23 protein-coding genes and 1 pseudogene are annotated in these 22,871 nt (G+C 64.5%); 5 read left to right on the plus strand and 19 right to left on the minus strand.

Annotated elements, in window-relative coordinates:
• Positions 1-230: 230 nt before the first annotated feature.
• Positions 231-1,382 carry a type III PLP-dependent enzyme gene (locus C2U40_RS15225; protein WP_045528471.1) on the plus strand — a complete coding sequence of 384 codons (1,152 nt, stop codon included), beginning with the start codon at positions 231-233 and terminating at the stop codon, positions 1,380-1,382.
• A 66-nt stretch (positions 1,383-1,448) separates the two neighbouring features.
• On the opposite strand, the gene C2U40_RS15230 is transcribed toward C2U40_RS15225, so the two are convergent.
• Together C2U40_RS15230 and C2U40_RS15235 are read right to left on the minus strand one after the other, a co-directional pair.
• On the minus strand, positions 1,449-2,417 hold the full coding sequence (locus tag C2U40_RS15230) for a calcium/sodium antiporter (RefSeq protein ID WP_103829165.1): 969 nt from the start codon (positions 2,415-2,417) through the stop codon (positions 1,449-1,451).
• A 124-nt stretch (positions 2,418-2,541) separates the two neighbouring features.
• A complete protein-coding gene (locus tag C2U40_RS15235) occupies positions 2,542-3,015 on the minus strand; it encodes a peroxiredoxin (RefSeq protein WP_103829166.1) in 474 nt (157 codons plus the stop codon).
• A gap of 126 nt (positions 3,016-3,141) precedes the next feature.
• Here C2U40_RS15235 and C2U40_RS15240 point away from each other — a divergent pair, with 126 nt between their 5' ends.
• Positions 3,142-4,068, plus strand: coding sequence for a phenylacetate--CoA ligase family protein (locus C2U40_RS15240; protein ID WP_103829167.1), 927 nt, complete (start codon positions 3,142-3,144; stop codon positions 4,066-4,068).
• Positions 4,069-4,131: 63 nt separating this feature from the next.
• On the opposite strand, the gene yfcD is transcribed toward C2U40_RS15240, so the two are convergent.
• The gene (gene yfcD, locus C2U40_RS15245; RefSeq protein ID WP_103829168.1) at positions 4,132-4,635 is read right to left on the minus strand and encodes an NUDIX hydrolase YfcD; all 504 of its coding nucleotides are present in this window, start codon (positions 4,633-4,635) and stop codon (positions 4,132-4,134) included.
• A gap of 188 nt (positions 4,636-4,823) precedes the next feature.
• Here yfcD and C2U40_RS26150 point away from each other — a divergent pair, with 188 nt between their 5' ends.
• Positions 4,824-5,039 (plus strand): DUF1107 domain-containing protein, encoded by a 216-nt coding sequence (locus tag C2U40_RS26150; RefSeq protein ID WP_016349931.1) that lies wholly within the window; start codon positions 4,824-4,826, stop codon positions 5,037-5,039.
• Positions 5,040-5,095: 56 nt separating this feature from the next.
• On the opposite strand, the gene C2U40_RS15255 is transcribed toward C2U40_RS26150, so the two are convergent.
• From C2U40_RS15255 to C2U40_RS15265, 3 genes are all read right to left on the minus strand, one after another.
• A complete protein-coding gene (locus C2U40_RS15255; protein WP_181014963.1) occupies positions 5,096-5,422 on the minus strand; it encodes a DUF2845 domain-containing protein in 327 nt (108 codons plus the stop codon).
• Entirely contained in the window at positions 5,407-6,420 is a 1,014-nt protein-coding gene (locus C2U40_RS15260; RefSeq protein WP_077096204.1) for an ABC transporter permease, read from the minus strand. The genes C2U40_RS15255 and C2U40_RS15260 overlap by 16 nt, the downstream gene beginning before the upstream one ends.
• A 73-nt stretch (positions 6,421-6,493) precedes the next feature.
• Positions 6,494-7,375: an ABC transporter ATP-binding protein gene (locus C2U40_RS15265; RefSeq protein WP_039216056.1), complete on the minus strand. Its 882-nt coding sequence runs from the start codon at positions 7,373-7,375 to the stop codon at positions 6,494-6,496.
• A 180-nt stretch (positions 7,376-7,555) separates the two neighbouring features.
• On the opposite strand from C2U40_RS15265, the gene C2U40_RS15270 reads away from it, so the two are divergent.
• The gene (locus C2U40_RS15270) at positions 7,556-8,758 is read left to right on the plus strand and encodes an ISL3-like element ISAeme19 family transposase (RefSeq protein ID WP_081000878.1); all 1,203 of its coding nucleotides are present in this window, start codon (positions 7,556-7,558) and stop codon (positions 8,756-8,758) included.
• Positions 8,759-8,816: 58 nt separating this feature from the next.
• Here the strand turns inward: C2U40_RS15270 and C2U40_RS15275 are convergent, their stop codons facing one another.
• The 13 genes and pseudogenes from C2U40_RS15275 to C2U40_RS15335 form a co-directional block, all read right to left on the minus strand.
• On the minus strand, positions 8,817-9,428 hold the full coding sequence (locus C2U40_RS15275; RefSeq protein ID WP_005298548.1) for an FKBP-type peptidyl-prolyl cis-trans isomerase: 612 nt from the start codon (positions 9,426-9,428) through the stop codon (positions 8,817-8,819).
• A gap of 184 nt (positions 9,429-9,612) precedes the next feature.
• Positions 9,613-9,705, minus strand: a pseudogene (locus C2U40_RS15280) (copper homeostasis protein CutC); the annotation flags it as partial.
• A gap of 35 nt (positions 9,706-9,740) precedes the next feature.
• Positions 9,741-10,466 carry a copper homeostasis protein CutC gene (locus C2U40_RS15285; RefSeq protein WP_103828591.1) on the minus strand — a complete coding sequence of 242 codons (726 nt, stop codon included), beginning with the start codon at positions 10,464-10,466 and terminating at the stop codon, positions 9,741-9,743.
• Between the two features lie 42 nt (positions 10,467-10,508).
• Positions 10,509-11,411 (minus strand): ROK family protein, encoded by a 903-nt coding sequence (locus tag C2U40_RS15290; RefSeq protein WP_017408554.1) that lies wholly within the window; start codon positions 11,409-11,411, stop codon positions 10,509-10,511.
• Positions 11,412-11,520: 109 nt separating this feature from the next.
• On the minus strand, positions 11,521-12,027 hold the full coding sequence (locus tag C2U40_RS15295; protein ID WP_103828590.1) for a GNAT family N-acetyltransferase: 507 nt from the start codon (positions 12,025-12,027) through the stop codon (positions 11,521-11,523).
• Positions 12,015-12,821: a M48 family metallopeptidase gene (locus C2U40_RS15300; RefSeq protein ID WP_103828589.1), complete on the minus strand. Its 807-nt coding sequence runs from the start codon at positions 12,819-12,821 to the stop codon at positions 12,015-12,017. The genes C2U40_RS15295 and C2U40_RS15300 overlap by 13 nt, the downstream gene beginning before the upstream one ends.
• Before the next feature lie 163 nt (positions 12,822-12,984).
• Complete coding sequence (locus C2U40_RS15305) at positions 12,985-13,959, minus strand: PstS family phosphate ABC transporter substrate-binding protein (protein ID WP_011705170.1); 975 nt, start codon at positions 13,957-13,959, stop codon at positions 12,985-12,987.
• A gap of 376 nt (positions 13,960-14,335) precedes the next feature.
• Complete coding sequence (gene phoR, locus C2U40_RS15310) at positions 14,336-15,631, minus strand: phosphate regulon sensor histidine kinase PhoR (RefSeq protein ID WP_024944739.1); 1,296 nt, start codon at positions 15,629-15,631, stop codon at positions 14,336-14,338.
• A gap of 8 nt (positions 15,632-15,639) precedes the next feature.
• A complete protein-coding gene (gene phoB, locus C2U40_RS15315) occupies positions 15,640-16,329 on the minus strand; it encodes a phosphate regulon transcriptional regulator PhoB (RefSeq protein WP_005298527.1) in 690 nt (229 codons plus the stop codon).
• Positions 16,330-16,431: 102 nt separating this feature from the next.
• The gene (locus C2U40_RS15320) at positions 16,432-16,842 is read right to left on the minus strand and encodes a VOC family protein (RefSeq protein ID WP_181014895.1); all 411 of its coding nucleotides are present in this window, start codon (positions 16,840-16,842) and stop codon (positions 16,432-16,434) included.
• Positions 16,843-16,991: 149 nt separating this feature from the next.
• A complete protein-coding gene (locus C2U40_RS15325; protein WP_103828587.1) occupies positions 16,992-18,146 on the minus strand; it encodes a CaiB/BaiF CoA transferase family protein in 1,155 nt (384 codons plus the stop codon).
• Positions 18,146-19,321, minus strand: a complete 1,176-nt coding sequence (locus C2U40_RS15330) for an acyl-CoA dehydrogenase (protein ID WP_103828586.1) — start codon at positions 19,319-19,321, stop codon at positions 18,146-18,148. Before C2U40_RS15330 ends, C2U40_RS15325 begins: the two co-directional genes overlap by 1 nt.
• Before the next feature lie 86 nt (positions 19,322-19,407).
• On the minus strand, positions 19,408-21,084 hold the full coding sequence (locus C2U40_RS15335; protein WP_103828585.1) for a sigma-54-dependent Fis family transcriptional regulator: 1,677 nt from the start codon (positions 21,082-21,084) through the stop codon (positions 19,408-19,410).
• Positions 21,085-21,320: 236 nt separating this feature from the next.
• Here C2U40_RS15335 and exaC point away from each other — a divergent pair, with 236 nt between their 5' ends.
• Positions 21,321-22,838, plus strand: coding sequence for an acetaldehyde dehydrogenase ExaC (gene exaC / locus C2U40_RS15340; RefSeq protein WP_005343899.1), 1,518 nt, complete (start codon positions 21,321-21,323; stop codon positions 22,836-22,838).
• Positions 22,839-22,871: the final 33 nt, after the last annotated feature.

Here is a 22,871-nt window from a genome sequence, read left to right on the forward strand (position 1 = left end):
TATCAAGATGATATTTCGTCTCGACCAGAAAAACTTGCCGACATATCCAATCAAAAGGGTTGCACACAAACGCAATAAGCCGATAATTCCGCGCATAACTAAGCACTTTGCAATGGAGTTATGCAATGTGCCTGGTTGGTCCCTCCGGACCGCTCGCCTGAGCCGGCCGTCGCCGGTTCAACCCCATATGGCTTGGGCATATCACGCCCCCTAAGGATGACCAAAAGAGAATGAACGAGACCCTGGTAGCACAAGATTACCGTCAGCTGGTTGAACAGTTCGGCTCCCCCCTGCTGCTGCTCGACAAGGCAGCCGTCCGCAAACAGTATCGGGCCCTGGCGGCCGCCCTGCCCGATGTACGATTGCACTATGCACTCAAGCCCCTGCCCCACGAGGCTGTGGTCTCTGTCTTGAAGGAAGAGGGGGCCTGTTTCGACCTGGCCACCAATGGCGAAGTGGATCTGGTGCGCAGTCAGGGTGTCCGCCCGGGACGCTGCATTCATACCCATCCCATCAAGCGCGACAGCGACATTCGCTATGCGCTGGAGTACGGCTGCACCGTGTTTGTCTACGACAACCCGCTGGAGCTGGAGAAGTTCATCCCCTACAAGGATGAAGTGAAATTGCTGCTGCGGGTCAGCTTCCCCAACCCCGAGACCAAAGTCGACCTTTCCAAGAAGTTCGGCTGTACCCCGGAGCAGGCGCTGCCGCTGCTGCAACTGGCCCACGCCAAGGGGATCAAGGTGATGGGGCTGTCATTCCACGTCGGCTCCCAGGTGCCCCACGCCCGCCGCCACGTGCAGGCCATCGACGCCTGCCGCGAGATCATGGAGCAGGCCTGGGAGCTCGGCCTCAAGCCCTGGGTACTGGATATCGGCGGTGGCTTCCCGGTGGATTATGAGGGCGGTGAGTTCGACATCGACGGCTTCTGCGCGCCGATCCGCGAGGCGCTGGCCAAGCTGCCGGCCACGGTGCAGAAGATTGCCGAGCCGGGCCGCTTCATCAGCGCGCCGGCCATGACCTCGGTCTCCAGCGTGATGGGCAAGGCCCATCGCGGCGACAAGATCTGGTACTACCTGGATGACGGTCTCTACGGCAGCTACAACGGTCAGCTCTACGATCACGTCACCTACCCGGTGAGCACCCCGCTGGTTCGCGGCGAGCTGCACAACTCGGTGCTCTCAGGCCCCACCTGCGACAGCGTGGACGTGATCCGTGACGGCATCATGCTGCCGGACCTGGCCATCGGCGAGCTGGTGGTGGGCCGGGTGATGGGGGCCTACACCTGGGCCTCGGCCTCCACCTTCAACTTCTTCCCCAAGGCGAGCATCCTGATTCTGGACAGCAGCCAGAAAGGGCAGAAGCTGGTGGCGGTCGCCTGACAACAGGCCGGATGCAAAGAGGGGAAGCCGCGGCTTCCCCTCTTTCGTTTCATCCAGCACAAACGGCTAGATGAACTGGCTGGCCAGCAACCAGCCGGTGTAGCCGACGAAGCAGGCGAGCAGCAGGCCCCCCTCCAGCCGGTTGATCCGCCCCTGCCCCTTGCGGCCCAGGCACATCAACAGCAGCAACAGGGTCAGCCCCATCATCACGCTCCAGTCGCGGGAGAGCACTTCCGGTGCCACCTCGAGCGGGTGGATCCCCGCCGCGATCCCCACCACCGCCAGGGTGTTGAACAGGTTGGAGCCGAGCACGTTGCCAAGGGCCAGATCGTGCTCGTTCTTGCGAATGGCGATGAGGGATGAGGCGAGCTCCGGCAACGAGGTGCCGACGGCGACGATGGTGAGGCCAATCACCAGATCGCTGATGCCAAGCGCCTGGGCGATGGTCACCGCCCCCCACACCAGCAGGCGGGAGGCCGCAATCAGCAGCACCAGCCCGACGATGAGCCAGCCGATGGCCGCCTTGAGGGACATCCCCTCGCTGTCGATGCTCTCCTCGGTTTCCGCATCCAGCGCATCCCCCTTGCCGCGCATGCCGGCCCGGATCGACCAGCCCATCAGGCCAACGAACACCACGCCGAGGATGACGGCATCCGTGCGGTCCAGATGACCGTCCAGCAGCAGGGCGCCGGAGAGCAGGGTGATGCCGAGCAGGATGGGGATCTCCTTGCGCACCACCTGAGAGGCCACCGCGATGGGGCTGATCAGGGCGGTCAACCCCAGGATCAGGGCGATATTGGTGATGTTGGAGCCATAGGCGTTGCCGAGCGCAAGGCCGGGGTTGCCCTGGGAGGCCGCCAGCGCGGAGACCACCATCTCGGGGACCGAGGTGCCAAAGCCGATGATCACCATGCCGATCAGCAGCGGCGGCATGCCGGCGTAACGGGCAGTGGCGGCGGCGCCATCGACAAACTTGTCCGCACTCCAGACCAGCAGTGCCAGTCCGGCAATCAGGGCAACAAAAGCCAGGGTCATAACATCTCCATTCCATCGCCAGCAAACGCAAGAGCCAGGCGATGGCCCGGCTCTTTGCAGAAGTGGGCCCAGTGTAGCGGGCCGACTTTCCATTTCAAGGGAAAATCAAACGACGATTGATATTTTACAGCGCCGCCAGCAGGCTCTGGGCATCCGACACCTCGAACTTGCCGGGCGCCTCCACGAACAGCTGCTCGACCACGCCATCGTTGGCGATGAGTGCAAAGCGCTGGGCGCGCACGCCACCAAAGGCTCCGGTCTCCTTCGCCAGACCCAGTGCCCGAGTCCAGCTGCCGTCGCCGTCGGCCAGCATGGTGATGGCCTCGGCGTTCTGGGCATCCTGCCACGCCTTCATCACGAAGGCGTCGTTGACCGACAGACAGCAGATGGCATCGACGTCCTTGGCCTTGAACTCGTCCGCCAACACCACATAACCCGGCAGGTGGGCGTTGGAACAGGTGGGGGTAAAGGCGCCGGGCACCGCAAACAGCACCACCCGCTTGCCGCCAAACAGGCTTTGGCTATCCCGCTGCTGCTTGCCCTCGGCGGTGATGAAGGTGAATTCGCCCGCGGGCAGGGCTTGGCCAATCGCTATCATGATCTCTCGTCCTCAACTGGATGGCAGGGGCTCCAGTCTACCCCACTCCCGTCATGTGACACAGACCCCGATCCCGTTCACCTTTTGGGCTAACCTTGAGCAGGATCAGCCGACCAAGGAGGCCTCATGCAGCACTATTACGATGGACTGGAAATTCGCCCCTCCGCCTTGCGAGAGCAGCAACAACTGGATCAACTCAATCACCTGCTTACCCATGTCGGCCAGTACTGCGCCGGTTATTCCAGTGCCTACCGCCAGCGCCGCCTGCAGGATCTGGGCGAGCTGACCAGCCTGCCCCTGCTCAACGCCAGCGAATTGTTCGCCGCCCAGCAGGCTCATCCGCCCTTTGCCGGCCTCACCGGCCGCCCCGCCAGCCAGGCGCTGCGGGTCTTCGCCTGCCCGGGCCAGCTGGCTATTCCCGAGTACGCCGGTGCCGACTGGTGGGGGGCGGCGCGCGCCCTGTTCGCCGCCGGTTTCAAGGCCGGGGAGGTATTGCTCAACGGTCACGACTACCACATCAGCCCCACCGCCTTCATCTTCGACAACGGCGCCCGCCAGCTGGGTGCGCCCGTGGTGCCCTGCGGCCCCCACGATACCGGGCGCCAGCTGGAGGCACTGCAGCGCTATGAACCGACCGGGTTCGTCGGGCCGCTGGCGGTGCTGCTGGATCTGCTGGAGGCGGCGGAACGGGCCGACGTGCCTAGCGACAGCCTGCGCTGCGCCCTGCTGTGCGAATCCTCCCACCCCGATACCCGGCCGCTGCAGGCGGTGCACGGCATCCGGGCGCTCAACTGCCTGCTGCTGCAGGATGCGGGGGTGATCGCCTATGAGAGCCAGCCCGGCCACGGCTTCATCGTCAACGAAAGCTGCCTCATCGAGATCATCGATCTGGCCAGCGGCGAGCCGGTCATCGGCGATGGCGTTGGTCAGCTGGTGGTGACCCGGCTCGATCTGGAATACCCGCTGCTGCGTCTGGTCACCGAGTGGCAGGGCCACTGGCTCGCCGGCGCCAGTCCGTGCGGGCGCACCAACCGCCGGCTCAGGCTGGTCTAACATCCCCCGCCCCGAAACAAAACGGGCAGCCAGTGGCTGCCCGTTTTGCATGCTGGGTGTGCGTCAGCGCCGCGCCTGCCAGGTGGCGATGGCGAGCAGGGAGTCGGGGGTAAATTCGGCGGCCCGCGCGGCGATCTCCGCCTGGCTCATCCAGCACACCTCGCTCACCTCTTCGACCTGCAGTTGCAGCGGTCCCTGATAGCGGCAGCTGAAGAGACCGCCCCAGACCCGATACCCCTCCCCTTCGGCATAGAAGTCACCGAATGCCTCGAGCGGCACATCGCAGATCCCCAGCTCCTCGGCCAGTTCGCGGCGGGCGGAGGGCTCCATCTGCTCGCCCGTGGTGACCACGCCACCGGCGCAGGCATCCAGCATACCGGGGCAGAAGTCCTTGCTGAGGGTGCGGCGCTGCACCAGGATGCGGTCAGCCTCGTCGAGCACCAAGATATAGCTGGCGCGGTGGCAGAGGTTCTCCCGCCGCACCTTGGCACGCTCGGCAACCCCGACCACCTGATTGTTTCCATCCACCACATCCACCCATTCCACACGCAGACCCTTCTTGTTCATGGCGTTAAACTGCCCGCAGTATATCGGGGTAACGGCTTGTCATGGCAGCCTTTTTTCACTCCCACTCCACATGGACGGCCAATGCGGGTAGAGGACAAGCCGGATTCATACAAACCTCTACAAACTGTCACATCCGTGTCACCTGGCAACGCCATAGTGTGCCCTGTCCACGCAACAGGTGTTTTGTGATGAAGGTGTTCAAGAACTTGTCTCCCCGCCAGATTGCCCGCTACATCAAGAGCTTCCATCACGGCAGCTTCATGGTGGAGGCCCACGGGCGGTTCGAGTTCAGCGGCGGTGAGATCAATCTGGAGAGCCTGACCTGCCGTCAGACCCTGAGTCTGGCCCGGCAGATCAATCTGGAGGTTCGCGGCCTGCGTCACACCACCCTGCTGTTGGGGTAACTTCCATAGTCCTTTCTGTTTTGTAGTCTGCGTCCATGCACGTCTTTGCCCGCCGGCTACTCGCCGCGCGGGCCGTTTTCGATGTCGGTGATCACCCCGTTGCGCACGGTGACGAAGCGCATGAACTCGTTCTTGCCGAAGTTGTAGGTCCAGCGCTCCCCATACTTCACCTGCATCAGGTTGCCGAATTGATTCTCCTCGTTGCGGGTCAGCTCCTCGCGCAGCATGGGTTCGCCGCACTTGAGCAGCATCTCGGCGGTGCTGTCCCCTTCGGTGATCAGCGCATTCTTGCAGCGCATGGCGCCGGCACTGGCCGGCAGACTCAACAGCAGGGCCAGCAGGGCCCCGCCAACCAGCTGTAGTGACTTCATCGGTGGCTCCATTTGAACAGGGCACTGCCCAGGGTGATGCAGCAGAGCGTAAACAGCAGGACCCAGCCCAGTGGCGCCGCCACCTCGGCCCAGCCTGCTCCTTCCAGCATGACGGCGCGGGCCGCCGCGATGATCTGGCTGAGCGGCAGCCAGGCCGCCAGCTGCTGCAGCCAGGCGGGGGCCCCTTCCAGCGAGAACCAGACGCCGGAGAGAAACATCATCGGCATGCTGATGACGTTGAGCAGCCCGCTCGCCAGCTCCTCGTTCTGGATGCGGGCCGCCACCAGCAGGCCGAGAGACGCCATGGACGCCCCGCCCAGCAGGGCGATCAACAGCAGCAGCCAGCCCGAGCCCAGCAGCGGCACTCCGAGCAAGAAGTAAGCCACCAAAAACACCAGCAGGCTCACCACCAGGGTGATCAGGATGCGCGACAGCAGCTGGGCACAGAGAAACTCGGCGGCCGAGAGCGGGGTGGCCCGCAGCCGCTTGAGCACCCCGTTCTTGCGGTAACGAACGATGACGAAGCCCACCCCGAACAGGCCGGAGAACATCAGGTTCATGCCGATCACCCCGGGCAGCAGCCAGTCGCCGTAGCGAATGGCCCGCCCGCTCAGGGTCTCTCGTGTGAGCTGCGCCGGCACGGCCTGGCGCAGCAGATACTCGGCCATGGCTCCCTGGGGGGCGTCCGGGTTGATCCAGTAACGGCCCGTGCCGGGCGAGAGCAGCAGATCCAGCTGATGGTGGCGCACCTTGAGTCGGCCCTTCTCCTCCTCGTCATAAGGGATGAGCTTGAGCAGCGGCACGGCGCGCAGCGGGGCATAGGCTGCGGGCAGCTCCCCCACCACCCCCATCTGCACCAGCGGCTTGGGCGGGCCGGAGAAGATGAGGGTGAACCCCAGCACCAGCAACAGCGGAAAGGCCAGGTTCCAGACAAGCGCCGCCCGATCCCGCACGAACTCCAGGTTGCGGGCATAGAAGAGCGCCCCGATGCGCTTGAGGGATCCGGTCATCTGGTGCTCCTTGGGCTGGCAGGCTGGGGCGACATGCCGGCAGATACCGCTGCGGGGTACCACGGGGCCGCCTTCATGCGCCGCTCCGCAGGCTGTGGCCGGTCAGGTGGAGGAAGAGATCCTCCAGATTGGGGGAGCGCACCTGCATGCCGGTCAGTGGCACGCCCAGGCTCAGCAGCCGTGGCAGCAAGTCCGCCACGTCAGGACAGCTCAGCTCCACCTGCTCGCCAAGCGGGCGCAGGGGATAGCCGAGACTGGCGAGGGCCGGATGAGCCGCAAGGCGCACCAGCACGCCGTCAAAATGCTGGGCCAGCAGGGCGACCGGGGTATCCAGGCTGAGCAGATGGCCGTGATCGACGATGGCAATCTGATCGCACAGCTGCTGGGCCTCGTCCATGTAGTGGGTGGTGAGCACCACCGTCTTGCCCTGCGCCTTGATCGCCTCGATGCGCTGCCAGAAGTGATGGCGGGCCTGGGGATCGAGCCCCGTGGTGGGCTCGTCCAGAAACAAAAGCTCTGGGTCGCCGAGCAGCGCCAGCGCCAGCAGCAGCCGTTGCCGCTGACCGCCGGAGAGCTTGCGACTGTCCCGATCGATAAATTCCCCCAAGGCACACAGCTCGATGAGCTGGGCCTGGGGCAAGGGGGCCGGGTAGAGGCTGGCAAACAGGCGCAGGGTATCGCGCACCGTCAGGAAATCCTGCAGCGCCGTGTGCTGGAACTGGATGCCGATGCGGGAGCGATAGTCGGGGCCGCGGGGGGCACCGTGGAACAGGATCTGGCCGCTGTCCGGGGTGAGGATCCCCTCCAGCAGTTCGATGGTGGTGGTCTTGCCTGCCCCGTTCGGGCCGAGCAGGCCGAAACAGCTGCCGGCAGGAATGGCAAAGCTGAGCCCATCCACCGCTTTCACGCCGGGGAAGTGCTTGACGAGATCGACGACTTCAATGATGGCAGCCATGGGCGCTCTCCCAGCAGGAGCCATGACTATATCCAAAAGCGCAGGCGCTGCCCATGCCCCGCCGTGCGCGGCGCAAAAAAACGGTTCTTCGCGGGATCTTGGGGAAGTGGAAGTTGACAGACAGGGTGCTGGTAAACTGGCTGTCTCCAAACACACCACCACCATCACCCTGCTGTCGCCGTGCATCATATTGATATTGCCTCCTTCTGGCCAGGTTATACCGTCATCGCCCAAGCGCTTTCTGCCAACCATCACACCCTGTTTACCCTTGAGCCTCGCGCCGACTTCTTGCCCCGTTGTCGCCGATGCCTGCAACCCACGCCATTGATCCACGACCAACGTATCCGCCGGGTGCGTGAGCGAGACCTATTTGACCGACAAGTCTGGTTACAACTGCCTGTTCGCCGCGTCGACTGTCTGCGCTGTGGTCGCGTCAGTGAACATATCGACTGGCTCCCCTCTGGCTCCCGCCTCACCCGGCGCATGCAGTGCTGGATTGAAGCGCTCGTTCAGTACCTCCCCATCCGCCATGTCAGCCAGCTCACCGGGGTCGGTTGGCACACCATCAAGGAGATCGACAAGCGCCGTTTGCAGACCAGTGTGGGCACCATCGAACTTGGGGAGGTGCGGCGGCTGGTGATGGATGAGTTTGCCCTGCACAAGGGACACCGCTATGCCACCGTGATCATGGATGCCGAGCGAACCCGCGTCCTGTGGGTGGGGCACGGCAACAGCCGGGCCGCTATCCGTCCCTTCTTCGAGCAGCTCGGCGAGCGATGCCAGCAGATTGAAGCGGTGGCGATGGACATGAACACGGCGTTCGACCTGGAGGTGAAGCAACACTGCCCGCAGGCGGAGGTGGTCTACGACCTGTTCCACGTGGTGGCTCGCTATGGCCGAGAGGTGGTGGACCGGGTGCGAGTGGAGCAGGCGAATGCACTGAAAAGCGATAAACCGGCGCGAAAAGTGGTCAAAAGTGCGCGTTGGTTGCTGCTACGTAATCGGGCGAAGTTGAGTGAAAAACAGGATGTGAAGTTGCAGGAGCTGTTGGCGGCGAATCAACCGCTGGCGATGGTGTACGTGCTGAAAGAGGGGTTGAAGGGCATCTGGTATGCGCCGAGCGTGTGGGAAGGATGGCGACGATGGCGGAGCTGGATGCGGCAGGTGAAGGAAAGCGGGCTAGCGCCGCTGCAACGATTTGGTCGAAATTTATCGAAATATATGCGGGGGATCCTGGCGAGTGCAAACTACCCGATGCACACGAGTGTGCTGGAAGGGGTGAACAACAAGATCAAAGTGATAAAGCGTATGGCATATGGATTTAGGGACTCAGAATACTTTTTTCTGAAAATCAAGGCGGCCTTCCCCGGAAAGCCGCGATGAACCAAAAAAACAGACGGCGACCCGAGGGTCGCCGTCCGTATCAATCAAGCCAGCCGGATCACAGGATGTCCAGCAGCTCCACTTCGAATACCAGCGCGGAGTACGGCGGGATGGAACCGGCACCGCGTGCGCCGTAGGCCAGATCCTGCGGAATGTAGAGCTTCCACTTGGAACCAACCGGCATCAGTTGCAGCGCTTCTACCCAGCCGGCGATCACGCCAGTTACCGGGAATTCGGCCGGCTGGCCGCGGGCGACGGAGCTGTCGAACACACCACCGTGGGTGAAAGTACCGTGGTAGTGCACACGGACGGACTGACCGGCTACCGGTACGGCACCGTTGCCTTCCACCAGCACTTCGTACTGCAGACCGGACTCGGTGGTCTTCACTTCGGCGCGCTTGGCGTTGTCGGCCAGGAAGGCTTCGCCTTCGGCGGCGGCAGCCTTGGCAACGGCTTCCTGCTCTTCCTGCATACGGGCAGTGATGACCTGGAAGGCATCGTTGATATCGTCACGGCTGACCGCGAACTCCAGACCATTCAGGGCATCTGCCAGACCTTGCTGCAGGGCCGGGATATCCAGACCGGCGAAGGCTTGCTGCGCCAGTTGATCACCCATGTTGCGGCCGATGCCATAGCTGGCCTTCTGTTCGATAGAGTCGTATTGGGACATTGAGAAGTTGCTCCGGGTCCTGAGGGTAAAAGAGACGGGATAATATCAGACTTTTGCGCCGGGTGCTGCCGGCCTGGCGCCTGATTTCCCCCACCGTGGGAGAGAGTTCACACTAGCCGGCAGAGGGGCGCCGACACGCGGCGCCCTTCTGTTTCGTAGGATTATCTCCTTCGCCGAGCCGGTATCAGGCCCTGTCCAGCAGAGCCCGTACCGCGGCAACTTTGGCGCCGTCGGTAATATTGACCCGGCCATCGTCCGAAGTGCCCATGTTGATGCCCCATGACGAGACATCCTGTCGCCGCTCGGTCCGTATCAGGCCTTGTCCAGCAGAGCCCGCACCGCCGCCACCTTGGCGCCGTCGGTAATATTGACCCGGCCATCGTCCGAGGTGCCCATGTTGACGCCATGGGGCACCATGCCGCCGCGCCAGCCCATACCGGACATGTGTACCTCGTTCACCCCGGTGAACTCCACTATGGTGCGCACGTTGTCGGTATTGACCCCGGCGCCCGGCATCAGGCTGGCCCGCCCCGCCAGCGCCTGCTGCATCGCCTGCAGGGTCTCCAGCCCCGCCAGCGCGGTCGGCGCATGGCCCGAGCTCAGAATGCGCTCGCAGCCGGCGGCGACTATGGTCTCCAAGTCGAGGCGCCAGTCGGAGGAGAGGTCGATGGCGCGGTGGAAGGTAACGCCAAGAGGCCCTGCCGCCTCCACCAGCTGGATGAGTTTGGCGGCAGGTACCCGTCCCTGCTCGTCCAGCAGACCGACCACCACCCCTTGCAGGCCGGCGGCGCGGGCCGCCGCGATATCCTGCAGCATCATCTCGAACTCCCCGTCGCCAAAGCAGAAGTCGCCGGCCCGGGGCCGGATCATGGCGTAGACGGGAACGGTGGCATGGCGCGCCGCCAGCTGCATGAAGCCATAGGAGGGAGTCAGGCCGCCCAGCCCCAGCGCAGAGCAGAGCTCGATGCGATTCGCGCCAGCCTCCTGGGCGGTAAACAGGGATTCCAGATTGTCGATACAGATTTCAAGAGAGGTCATGATGGACTCCTTTATTGGGGAGATCAGACCCCGGATCTGATCTCATAAATTGAGCAAGGCGGCCCCGCGCACCCCGCCGGCGCCGCCGAAACGGGCCTCGCGGATCTCGGGCAGGGCGACCCCGGGCAGCAGATGGCCAGGCAGGCGCAGCGGCAGCTGTTCGTAGAGCGCCGGCAGGCCGCTCAGGCCGCCCCCCAGCACCACCACGTCGGGGTCGACCACCGAGATGGCGGTGGCCAGCCCGGCAGCCATGATCTCGAGCCAGCAGTCGACCGTGGCCACCGCATGGGGCTCATGCGCCTCGAAGCGCCCCACTATCTGGTGGCCGCTGGCACGCTGACCGTGGAAGTGATGGTAGAGCCGCTCCAGCCCGGTGCCGGAGGCATAGGTTTCAAAACAGACCAGACGGCCGCAGCCGCAACGGGGACGAGGCAGGTCGGGGTACTTCATCAGCATGGTGGCCGGCAGCGGGTAGTGGCCTATCTCCCCCGCCAGCCAGTTGCGGCCCTGGATGAGCTTGCCCGCCAGATAGACGGCGCCACCGATGCCGGTGCCGATGGTAACGCCGAGGGCGCTGTCGGCCCCTGCCGCCGCCCCCTGATGTACCTCGGACCAGAGGAAGCAGTTGGCATCGTTGTCCACCTTGACCGGGCGCTCCAGCAGTTCGGCCAGATCGGCGCCCAGGTGGCGACCATTGATGGAAGGCAGATTGGCCGCCACTATGCTGTGATCGTGCCGGTTGAGAATGCCGGGGAAGCCGATACCCACCGCACCACGGGCGCCGAAACGGGCATCCGCCTGTTCGACCCGCGCGCGGATCAGCTGCTGCAGCCCTTCGTAATCATTGCCGGGAGTGCTCATGCGCTCCTCGTGACAGAGATTCAAGGCGCCGTCATACACAGCGAACGCTATCTTGGTGCCACCAATATCAAAGCCGTAATACATGCCACACTCCCTTGTCGATGAGTCGCCTCACCTCAGCCTGTCCAGAGGGGGACATTGTATTAATTCGCAAAAAAAATAAAGTGACCAGAGGCGAAAAACGGGAGAGAGATCAAAGCAAACGAAACATTTGTCGCTGCAGGCAGGGCTGGCCGAGGCTCATCAGGGTGCGCTCCTGACCATCGAACATGAAGCCGCGGCGCAGGTAGAACCCCTCGCCGATGTGGTTGCCATCGAGCAGCCACAATCTGACGCCTTCACAGCCGGCGCGCCGCATCTGCATCGCCACCGCCTGCCATAGCCGCTTGCCGTGGCCCTGACGCCAGTGGTCGGGGTGCAGGTAAAAAGCGCGGATCCAGGCGGTGGGGTACTCCCCCGTCGTCTCCGGCTGCCAGTAGAGCAGGCCGATCACCACTTCGTCCTGACACAGCAGCATGGGCCTTGGGCCTGTCTCCGCCAGCCGGCGCTGCCAGATCTGTAGATGCTCGGTCACCGCCAGCTGGGCCAGCATGTCGGCACCGAGCACGCCGCCGTATGCGGCGAGCCAGCTGGCCCGCTGCATCACCGTCATGGCGGCGGCGTCATCGGGCCACGCCATGCGCAGGCTTATGCCTTGCATTGGGGTACCAGCCCGGAGGCGCGGGCCTGCTCGTAGAGCGGCACGGCTTCAGCCTGCTGGGTCTGCAGCTCGGCGATCCGGTTCTCGTTGCTGGGGTGGGTGGAGAGCAGCTGGGGCGGTGCATTGCCGCCCGCGGCCGCGCTCATGTTCTGCCACAGGGGAATGGCTTCGGCGGGATTGAAACCGGCGCGGGCCATCAGATCCAGCCCCAGCCTGTCCGCCTCGCTCTCCTGCTCGCGGCCATAGGGCAGCATGACGCCGACCTCCACCCCGAGCCCCAGCGCCGCCATGGTGGCACCGCGGTATTCGCTGCTGCCCATGGCGATGTCGGCCGCCGCCAGGCCAAGGCCGGTCAGCTGGCTGCGGGAGAGCCGCTCGTTGGAGTGCTGGGCCAGCACGTGGGTCAGCTCGTGGCCGATGACGGTGGCGAGCTGATCCTGGTTCTTGGCTACCTTGAGCAGGCCGCTGTAGACCCCGATCTTGCCGCCGGGCAGGGCGAAGGCGTTGACCTGCTTGGAGTCAAACACCACCACTTCCCAGCTGGTGATGCCGTACTGGCTCGGCACCTGGGCGGTCACCGCCTTGGCCACGCAGGAGACATAGGCGTTCATCTTCGCATCCGTGCTCACCTTCTCCTGCTTCTTCATCTCTTCGAAGGAGTCGGCCCCCAGCTTGCTCATCTGCTGGGGCGAGAACAGCAGCATCTGGCTGCGGCCGGTGGGAGACTGGGCACAGCTGGCGAGCAGGGTGGAACAGAGTGCCGCCAGGCCAAGCTTGAACAGGGGAGATGTCATGGAGGTGTCCTTCACCATAAAGATGCCCTATTTTCGGAAATGCGGGCGTCCGGTGCAAGTCGACAAATCACCCGGTCTGGCGAAAGCGGTCACATACCGCAATCGGACTGCAACCAAAAAACAAAACGGGCCCCGCAGGGCCCGTCTGGCAAAGGAAACCGGCTTACATGATGCCCAGTTTCTTCAGGTCGGCTTCGACCACCTTGGCCGGTACCGGTACGTAGCCATCTTTGGCAACGATGTTCTGGCCCGCCTTGGAGAGCACCATCTTCAGGAACTCTTGCTCCATCGGAGAGAGCGGCTTGTTCGGGTGCTTGTTCACGTAGACGTACAGGAAGCGCGACAGCGGGTATTTGCCGGTGATGGCGTTGTCAGAGGTCGCTTCGATGAAGGTCTTGCCATCCTTGGAGAGCGGTACGGCGCGCACGCCGGAGGTGACGTAACCGATACCGGAGTAGCCGATGCCGTTCAGGGAGGAGGAGACGGACTGCACCACGGAGGCAGAACCCGGCTGCTCGTTCACGCCGCTCTTGAAGTCACCGTTGCACAGGGCGTGTTCCTTGAAGTAACCGTAGGTACCGGACACCGAGTTGCGACCGAACAGTTGCAGATCCTTGGAAGACCAGTTGCCGTCCAGACCCAGATCAGCCCACTTGGTGGCGGCCTTGGCTTCGCCGCACTTGAGGGTGCTGGAGAAGATGGCGTCCAGTTGCGGCATGGTCAGCCCCTTGATGGGGTTGTCCTTGTTGACGAACACCGCCAGGGCATCGACCGCGACGCGGATGGCGGTCGGCTTGTAACCGTAGCGCTTCTCGAAGGCCTCTTCCTCGCCGGATTTCATGGCGCGGCTCATGGGGCCGAACTGGGCAACGCCTTCGGTCAGTGCGGTCGGCGCGGTGGAGGAACCGGCGGCCTGGATCTGCACGTTGACGTTGGGGTACATGCGCTTAAATTCTTCGGCCCACAGGGTCATCATGTTGGCCAGGGTGTCCGAGCCGACAGAGGACAGGTTGCCCGAGATGCCGCTGGTCGGAGTGTAATCCGGCAGGTTTTTATCCACACCGGCAGCCAAGGTGCTGACGGAAAACAGGGTAGCTGCGGTGAATCCGATTACACCAGCCAGTTTGTTGAGTTTCATCCAATCTCTCCAAGGTTGCAGAACGCAGTCCATCAAAACACGGGTTAACTTGGCTCACCGCCGGCCACGCCGGACGATGCGCTGAGTGTCATTTCCTGCCCTCTTCCCCCAGTCCTGTGGTGGCAGAAGGCAAGCGTCAATCTGAGGCCGAAAGTGGTCACATCCCGAGCACTGCGATCGGCTGGTCGCGTTTCGTACTCTCCCTGCGCCAAACCGGCGACAGGTCCGTTCTCAAGACGGCGCCAGTATCTGACCTGGCAGTGACAAATTTATGGATTTAATGTGACACTTTAATGACATGGCGGGCTTGTTTAACAAATGAAAAAAGGGCCGCCATCGCCGCCCTCTTTTGATGCCAACCCCTTGCCGGAAAAGACTATTTCACCACCACCATGCGGCCGGGGATGAGAAAGCTGAAGCGGCTGCCGAGGCCAACCCGGCTCTCGATGTCGAGCTGGCAGTCGTGGTGACTCAGGGCATGCTTGACGATAGCAAGCCCCAGCCCCGAGCCGCCGGTATGGCGGGAGCGGGCCTTGTCGACCCGATAGAAGCGCTCGGTGAGCCGCGCCAGGTGCTCGGGCGGGATCCCCTCCCCCTCATCCTGCACCGCAAACAATGCCATCGCCCCCTGCTTGCGCCACTCCACCGTGATCTTGCGCCCCGCCGGAGTGTAGTGGATGGCGTTGTAGACCAGGTTGGAGACGGCGCTGCGCAGCTGATCCTGATCGCCACGCACCAACAGATTGGGCTGCACCATGAACTCGATCTGGTGGGCCCGCTCACCGGAGAGCGCCCGCGCCTCCTGCTCCAGCAACCCCAGCATGGCGGGCATGTCCACCAGGTGGGAGAGATCCACGCTCGGCGCCGCCTCGATGCGCGACAGGGTGAGCAGCTGATTGACCAGATTGTCCATGCGGATGGTCTGCTCCATCATCACCTTGTGCGCCTTGGCCCACATGGCGGGCGGCGGCGGCTCCTCGGTCATCTCCAGATAGCCCTTGAGCACGGTGAGCGGGGTGCGCAGCTCGTGGGAGACATTGGAGACGAAGTGCTTGCGGGTCTTCTCCAGGCTGCGCAGCCGGGTCACGTCCCGCACCACCAGCATGGCCTGATCCTCGGCGTAGGGCATGATGCGAAACTCGAGAAACTTCTCCTCGTTGATGGGCGAGGTCATCTCGAACGGTTCGTCATACTGCCCCTTGCCGAGGTAGGCGCCGAAGGCGGGATTGCGAATGAGGTTGCCGATATGCTGACCGGCATCTTCCGGCCAGCGAAAACCGAGCAGCTGCTCGGCCAGCCGGTTGCACCAGAGGATGCTGCCGTCGGTGCGAAACACCACGGCCGCGTCGGGCAGTGCCTCCGCCCCTTCCCGAAAGCGGCGGATCAGCCCCGCCAGCTCGCGGCGGCGGGCCCGGTGGCGCTGCTGCAACTTGTAGATGCCGTTGAAGATGTACTCCCAGCTGCCGCTGCCGTTGGGGGGCACCAGGCTGCGATCGTGCCACAGCCAGTCCGACAGCCGCTTCTGGAAGCGATAGTGCCAGCCCAGGTGCAGCACGGTGGCCGCCAGCAGGCAGAGGGCGAGGGTATTCGTCAACCAGCCGACCAAGGCGAAGGGCGCATAGAAGAACGCCATTCGCCACAACTGGCGCCGCCAGGCATAAGGTTGCAACATAACTTCCTCTACAGACGGGTTGAGAAGCGATAGCCTGCGCCGCGCACCGTCTGGATCAAGCGATCGTGCCCCGTCTCTTCAATGGCCTTGCGCAGGCGACGGATGTGCACATCCACGGTTCTGTCCTCGACGTACACATTGGTACCCCAGACATTGTTGAGCAGCTGCTCGCGGCTGTAGACCCGCTCCGGGTGGGTCATGAAGAAGTGCAGCAGCTTGAATTCGGTCGGCCCCATGTCGAGCGCCTTCTCCTCGGCGCTGACCCGGTGGGAGACGGGGTCCAGCTTGAGCCCCTGCACCTCGATCACCTCGTCCACCGAGGTAGGGGAGACGCGACGCATCACCGCATGCAGGCGGGCGGTGAGCTCCTTGGGCGAGAACGGCTTGGTGATGTAGTCATCGGCCCCCGCCTCCAGCCCGCGCACCTTGTCCTCTTCCTCGCCGCGGGCGGTCAGCATCACCACCGGGATCTGGCGGGTCACCTCATCCTGCTTGAGCTGCTTGATGAACTGGATGCCGCTGCCGCCTGGCATCATCCAGTCCAGCACGATGAGTTCAGGGTAGGGTTCGCGCACCTTCGCCAATCCGTCGGCAAAATCTTCAGCTTCTACTGTTTCATATCCCTTCTGCTCGAGCACGAAGCAGAGCATTTCGCGGATCGGTGCTTCGTCCTCGACCACCAGAATTCGCTTAGCCATATCCCTTCTCTCTCCTCTGTGAAGATGGGTGCGCCAATTATTAGAACTTTCTGTGACACTTTTATGACTTTATGACAGGCGGGATGATAAACGTTTTCAGATTCAGTTGGCAGCAGCGAGTTGCAGCAGATCCCAGCGGTTGCCACTGATGTCCTCGAACACCACCACGGTGCCGTAAGCCTCGATACGCGGCTGTTCACAAAAGTGGACACCGTACGCCTGCATGCGCTGGTAATCATCCCAGAAGTCGTCGGTCTCGAGGAACAGGAAGACCCGGCCGCCCCCCTGCTGGCCGATGGCGGCCCGCTGCTCCGGAGTGGCGGCCCGCGCCAGCAACAGCGCGGAACCCGGGACCCCCTTGGGGGCAACCCGCACCCAGCGCTTGCCCGGTTTGCCCGGCTCGTCGAGGGGCGTGTCTTCCAGCAACTCGAACCCCAGTCCCTGGGTAAAGAAGGCGATGGCCTGGTCGTAATCGGCCACCAGCAGGGCCAGGGCGCCAATGTGTTGTGCCATGGGAAGTTCCTCAACAGATGAATGGACGGGGCGCATCATAGCGGGGGACGGCCCCGGGCTCCAGCACCGGGGCAGATGAGAGGACATAAGGGTAGAAGGGGGGAGCATCCTACCGGACAGGCGCGACTTCCCCGCCTAAAGCAACCGGTTCAGCCCTGCCCGAGCCAGTCGCGCAGCACGCTATCCCGGTCCCCGTCCAGCGCCGGCGAGGCGCGCCCGTAGCGCACCGGGGTGGCCGACAGATGCAGCGGATTGGCCAGGGTGGGCAAGGGCTGCTCGCCGCGCTGCACCTGCTGCACCCAGCCGCGCACCGCCCCCTGCTCGAGGGCAAACAGGGCATCCAGAGTAAGGATGGGGCCGCCCGGCACCCCGGCCGCCTCCAGCATGGCACTCCACTCGGCGCTGCTGCGCGCCAGCAGCCGCTCGGCAATCAGGGCATTGAGCCGATGGCGCTGGCGCACCCGGGCGCTGTTGCTGGCAAAGTCCGGGTCCGTCACCCAGCCGGGTTCCCCCAGCAGGGCCGCCAGCGCGGCAAACTGGCCATCGTTGCCCACCGCGAGGATCAGATGGCCATCCCGGGTGGGGTAGACGTCGTAGGGGACGATATTGGGGTGGCCGTTGCCAAGGCGTCCTGGCGCCTGACCAGTGGCGAGATAGTTCATCGCCTGGTTGGCCAGCACCGCCACCGACACGTCGAGCAGGGCCAGATCGATCTGCTGCCCCTCCCCGGTTCGCTCCCGGTGGCGCAGGGCCGCCTGGATGCCGATGGTGGCATAGAGGCCGGTGAGGATGTCGACGAGCGCCACCCCCACCTTGACCGGCCCGCCGCCGGGGGCCTCGTCCGGCTGGCCGGTGATGCTCATCAAGCCGCCCAGCCCCTGGATCAGCAGATCGTAACCGGGTCGCTGGGCCCAGGGACCGTCCTGGCCAAAACCTGTGATGGAGCAGTAGATGAGCCCCGGGCGGCGGGCCTTGAGGCTTGGGTAATCGAGGCCGTAGCGCGCCAGTCCCCCCACCTTGAAGTTCTCGATCACCACGTCGGCACAGTCCACCAATGCCAGCAGGGTGTCTCTGTCGCGCGCTAGATCCAGGGCGATGGAGCGCTTGCCCCGGTTGGCGGCATGAAAGTAGGCCGCCTCCCCCGCCACCAGCTCGGGCGGGCCCCAGTGGCGGGTGTCGTCACCGCGCCCGGGGGCCTCCACCTTGACCACGTCGGCGCCGAGATCGGCAAGCAGCTGGCTGGCCCAGGGGCCGGCCAGCACGCGGCTGAGATCCAGCACGCGCACGCCGGCAAGGGGCCCCATCACTCAAACGCCTGCAGGTCGGTCTGGGCCCGCCCCAGGATCAGGGCGTGGATGTCGTGGGTCCCCTCGTAGGTATTGACCGCCTCCAGGTTCATCACGTGGCGAATGACGTGAAACTCGTCGCTGATGCCGTTGCCGCCGTGCATGTCGCGGGCGACACGGGCTATCTCCAGCGCCTTGCCACAGCTGTTGCGCTTGATGAGCGACACCAGCTCCACCGGGCAGCGCCCTTCGTCCATCAGGCGCCCGGCCTGCAGGCAGCCCTGCAGGCCGAGGGCAATTTCGGTCTGCATGTTGGCCAGCTTGAGCTGAAACAGCTGGGTGGCGGCCAGCGGGCGGCCGAACTGCTGGCGATCCAGCCCGTACTGGCGGGCGGCGTGCCAGCAGAACTCGGCGGCGCCGAGCGCCCCCCAGGCGATGCCGTAGCGCGCCTTGTTGAGGCAGCCGAACGGCCCCTTGAGGCCGCTCACCCCCGCCAGCCGGTTCGCTTCTGGCACGAAGACCCGCTCCATCACTATCTCGCCGGTGATGGAGGCGCGCAGGGAGAACTTGCCCTCGATCTTGGGGGCAGAGAGCCCGGCCATCCCCTTCTCCAGCACGAAGCCGGTGATCTCGCCATCCAGCTTGGCCCACACCACGAACAGATCGGCGATGGGGGAGTTGGTGATCCACATCTTGTTGCCGCTCAGCAGATAGCCGCCGTCAACCCGCTCGGCCCGGCTCTTCATGGAGCCAGGATCGGAGCCCGCATCCGGCTCGGTGAGGCCGAAGCAGCCCACCAGCTCGCCCCGGGCCAGCCCCGGCAACCAGCGTTGGCGCTGAGCCTCGTCGCCATAGGCGTGGATCGGGTGCATCACCAGGGACGACTGCACGCTCATGGCCGAGCGGTAGCCACTGTCGACCCGCTCCACCTCCCGGGCGATGAGGCCGTAGGCCACGTGATTGACCCCGGCGCAGCCGTACTGCTCCGGCAGGGTGGCGCCGAGCAGCCCCAGCTCCCCCAGCTCGTTCATGATGGTGCGGTCAAACTGCTCGCGGCGGTTCGCCTCCAGCACCCTGGGCATCAGCCGTGCCTGGCAGTAATCGCGGGCGGCGTCGCGGATGAGCCGCTCCTCTTCGCCGAGCTGGCCGTCGAGAAAGAAGGGGTCTTGCCAATCAAATCGGGTACGCGTCATAAAGCACTCCATGCCATGCAAAAGAATCATCAAAGGGTCTCTTGTGGACCCATCTTAACCACGAAAAAGCTCAGGCAACAAACCCCTCAGCCTGCCTCCCGCAGCGCCCGATAGAGGGTGGTGCGGCTGATGCCGAGCCGGCGCGCCGCCTCGCTCACGTTGCCATCGCACTCTGTCAGGGTCTGCTGTACCCGTTGCCGGTTCTGCTCGCGCAATGTACTGCCCGCCACCGCCGTGGTGGCGGCCGGCGCCACGGCCACGGTCGGCAGATGCAGGTGGGCAGGCTCAATCCAGCCCTGCCCCTCCGCCAGCACGCAGGCCACTTCCAGTGCCTGCTTGAGCTGGCGCACGTTGCCGGGCAGCGGGTGGGCCAGCAAGTGGCGCTCGGCCTCATCGGTCAGGCGCAGGGCAGGATCCATCTCGGCCAGCAGCAGCCGGACCAGCGCCTGCCGCTCGCGGGTCGGCCAGTCGCGCAGCGGCGCCAGCAGTTGCCGCCAGCCGCAGATACGGTAGTAGAGATCCTCGCGAAAGGTGCCAGCCGCCACCATGGCCGCCAGATCCCGGTGGCTGGCGCTGACCAGCCAGAAATCCACCGCCTCAGGCTTGTGGCTGCCGACCGGGGTAACGGCGCGCTCCTGCAACACCCGCAGCAAACGGGTCTGGGCCAGCAGCGGCAGCTCACCGATCTCGTCCAGCATCAGGATGCCGCCGTGGGCGGCGCGCACATACCCCTGGCTGCCCTGGCTGCGGGCACCGCTGAAGGCCCCGCCGACATAGCCAAACAGCTCGGCCTCCACCAGCTCCGCCGGCAGGGCGCCGCAGTTGACGCACACCAGCGGTTGCGCTCGCCGGTTCGACTGCCCGTGCAGTTCGCGCACCAGGTACTCCTTGCCGCTGCCGGTCTCCCCCTCGATGAGCAGCGAGATGCCACGCTCCAGCATCTTGAGCGGCACCTGCTGGCCGAGCGAGCCGCCAGCATCGGTCGGCAGACTGGGCTGGGTCGCCACGGGAAGAACCTCCGGCACCAGCCGCAGTCCGCGCCGATCCCGCAGCAGCTGCTTGCCGTCGAAGGGGTGCTGGCCAAGCCAGAGCCGACCGGCCCGGTTGGCCCCGAGCAGCTCGCCCTCCTCCCCCAGCAGCAGACGGGCGGACCAGAGACTCTGGGGCTCGAGATCCACCAGCCAGCCCGGCTGGCGCGCCAGCAGCGCGTTTTCCAGGGTCATGGCCAACAGCCGCACCGTGCCCAGCATGTCGCCATCGTGATGGGCCGCGTCGGTGGAGATGTCGAGCACCCCGAGCAGTTGCCCGTCTGGCCCGAGCAGCGGGCAGGCGCTGCAGCTGAGAAAGCTGTGCTGGGCGAAGAAGTGCTGATTGCCGAGCACCTGCACCTCGCTCTGCTCGGCCAGCGCGGTGCCGATGGCGTTGGTGCCCTTGCTCGCCTCCCCCCAGCGGGCGCCGCTGCGCAAAAAAATGCGCTCGGCGTGGCGGGCGAAGCCGTCGTCACCGCTGGCGGCCAGGATGGCGCCCTCACCGTCGCACAGCAGCAACCGACAGGGGCGCCCTGCCAGCAACTGGCCAAACAGCGGCAACACGAAGCGCTGGAAGCTGGCGATCAGCACCCTGTGCTGCTCCTGACGGGCCGACAGCTCCCCCTGGGGCAGCAAGTCCAGCTCGGCGCTCTGCCGGCGGCTCAGCCCCTGATGCAGACAGCGCTGCCAGGAACGCTCGATCGGGCTGGCACTCGATTGAGATAATTCGCTCATCACGCCTCCTGTTCACAAACAGCACGACTGTCACGGTCACTGTCCAGAATCGGCACAGCTTCCTCACCTTCGCCCTGGTCATTGGTTAACCAAGATACGCTGCCGCACCCCGTTTGATAACGTTTTTGTAACTTTTACTGTGCTGGTCGGACCCTCTGGCACGTCCCTTGCGATACACAGCAGCAACCGGGTTGCCCGCCAGCCCGGTCAGGACCACACACATAAAGGATGATGAGATGATTTATACCGCTCCCGGTCAGGCAGGTGCCCTGGTCAGCTTCAAGTCCCGTTACGACAACTTCATCGGTGGTGAGTGGGTGGCGCCGCGCGCCGGCCGCTACTTTGAGAACATCTCGCCGGTGGATGGCAAGGTGTTCTGCGAGGTGGCCCGCTCCGACGCCGCCGACATCGAGCTGGCGCTGGACGCCGCCCACAAGGCATTCGCCAGCTGGAGCAAGACCAGCGTCACCGAGCGCAGCAACCTGCTGCTGCGCATCGCCGATCGCATCGAACAGAACATCGAGGTGCTCGCCATCGCCGAGACCTGGGAGAACGGCAAGGCGGTGCGCGAGACCCTGGCCGCCGACCTGCCGCTGGTGGTGGATCACTTCCGCTACTTCGCCGGCTGCATCCGCGCCCAGGAGGGCTCGGCCGCCGAGCTGGATCAGAACACCGTCAGCTACCACTTCAAGGAGCCCATCGGGGTGGTCGGCCAGATCATCCCGTGGAACTTCCCGCTGCTGATGGCGGCCTGGAAGCTGGCCCCGGTGCTGGCGGCCGGCTGCTGCAGCGTGCTCAAGCCCGCCGAGCAGACCCCGGTCACCATCATGCTGATGATGGATCTCATCAAGGACATCCTGCCTGCCGGGGTGGTCAACGTGGTCAACGGCTTCGGCGCCGAGGCGGGCCAGGCGCTCGCCACCAGCAACCGGATCCAGAAGCTCGCCTTCACCGGCTCCACCGAGGTGGGCGCCCATATCCTGCGCTGCGCCGCCGACAAGCTGATCCCCTCCACCGTGGAGCTGGGCGGCAAGTCCCCCAACATCTACTTCGCCGACGTGATGCAGCACGAGAGCAGCTACATCGACAAGGCGGTGGAAGGGATGCTGATGACCTTCTTCAACCAGGGCGAGGTGTGCACCTGCCCCTCCCGCGCCCTGGTGCAGGCCAGCATCTATGACGACTTCATGGACAAGGTGCTGGCCCGCGCCCGCACTATCGTCCAGGGCAACCCCCTCGACACCGCCACCCAGGTCGGTGCCCAGGCGTCGCGCGAGCAGTTCGACAAGATCCTGAGCTACATGGAGATCGGTCGCGGCGAAGGGGCCAAGATGCTGATCGGCGGCGGCCCGGCCAGGGTGAGCGGGCTGGAGGGGGGCTTCTACATCCAGCCCACCATCTTCTCGGGTCAGAACAAGATGCGGGTGTTCCAGGAGGAGATCTTCGGGCCGGCGCTCGGGGTCACCACCTTCAAGGACGAGGCGGAGGCGCTGGCGATTGCCAACGACACCCAGTACGGGCTGGGGGCGGGCCTGTGGACCCGCGACAGCAACCTGGCCTGGCGCATGGGGCGCGGTATCCAGGCCGGCCGGGTCTGGGTCAACTGCTACCACGCCTACCCGGCGCACGCGGCCTTTGGCGGCTACAAGAAGTCAGGGATCGGCCGCGAGACCCACAAGATGATGCTGGACCACTACCAGAACACCAAGAACCTGCTGGTGAGTCACGACATCAATCCCCTCGGCTTCTTCTAAACCCCTCCCGTGATCAACAAGGGCGCCTGCGGG

Source organism: Aeromonas sp. ASNIH4, from assembly GCF_002934425.1.
GTDB lineage: Bacteria > Pseudomonadota > Gammaproteobacteria > Enterobacterales > Aeromonadaceae > Aeromonas > Aeromonas hydrophila.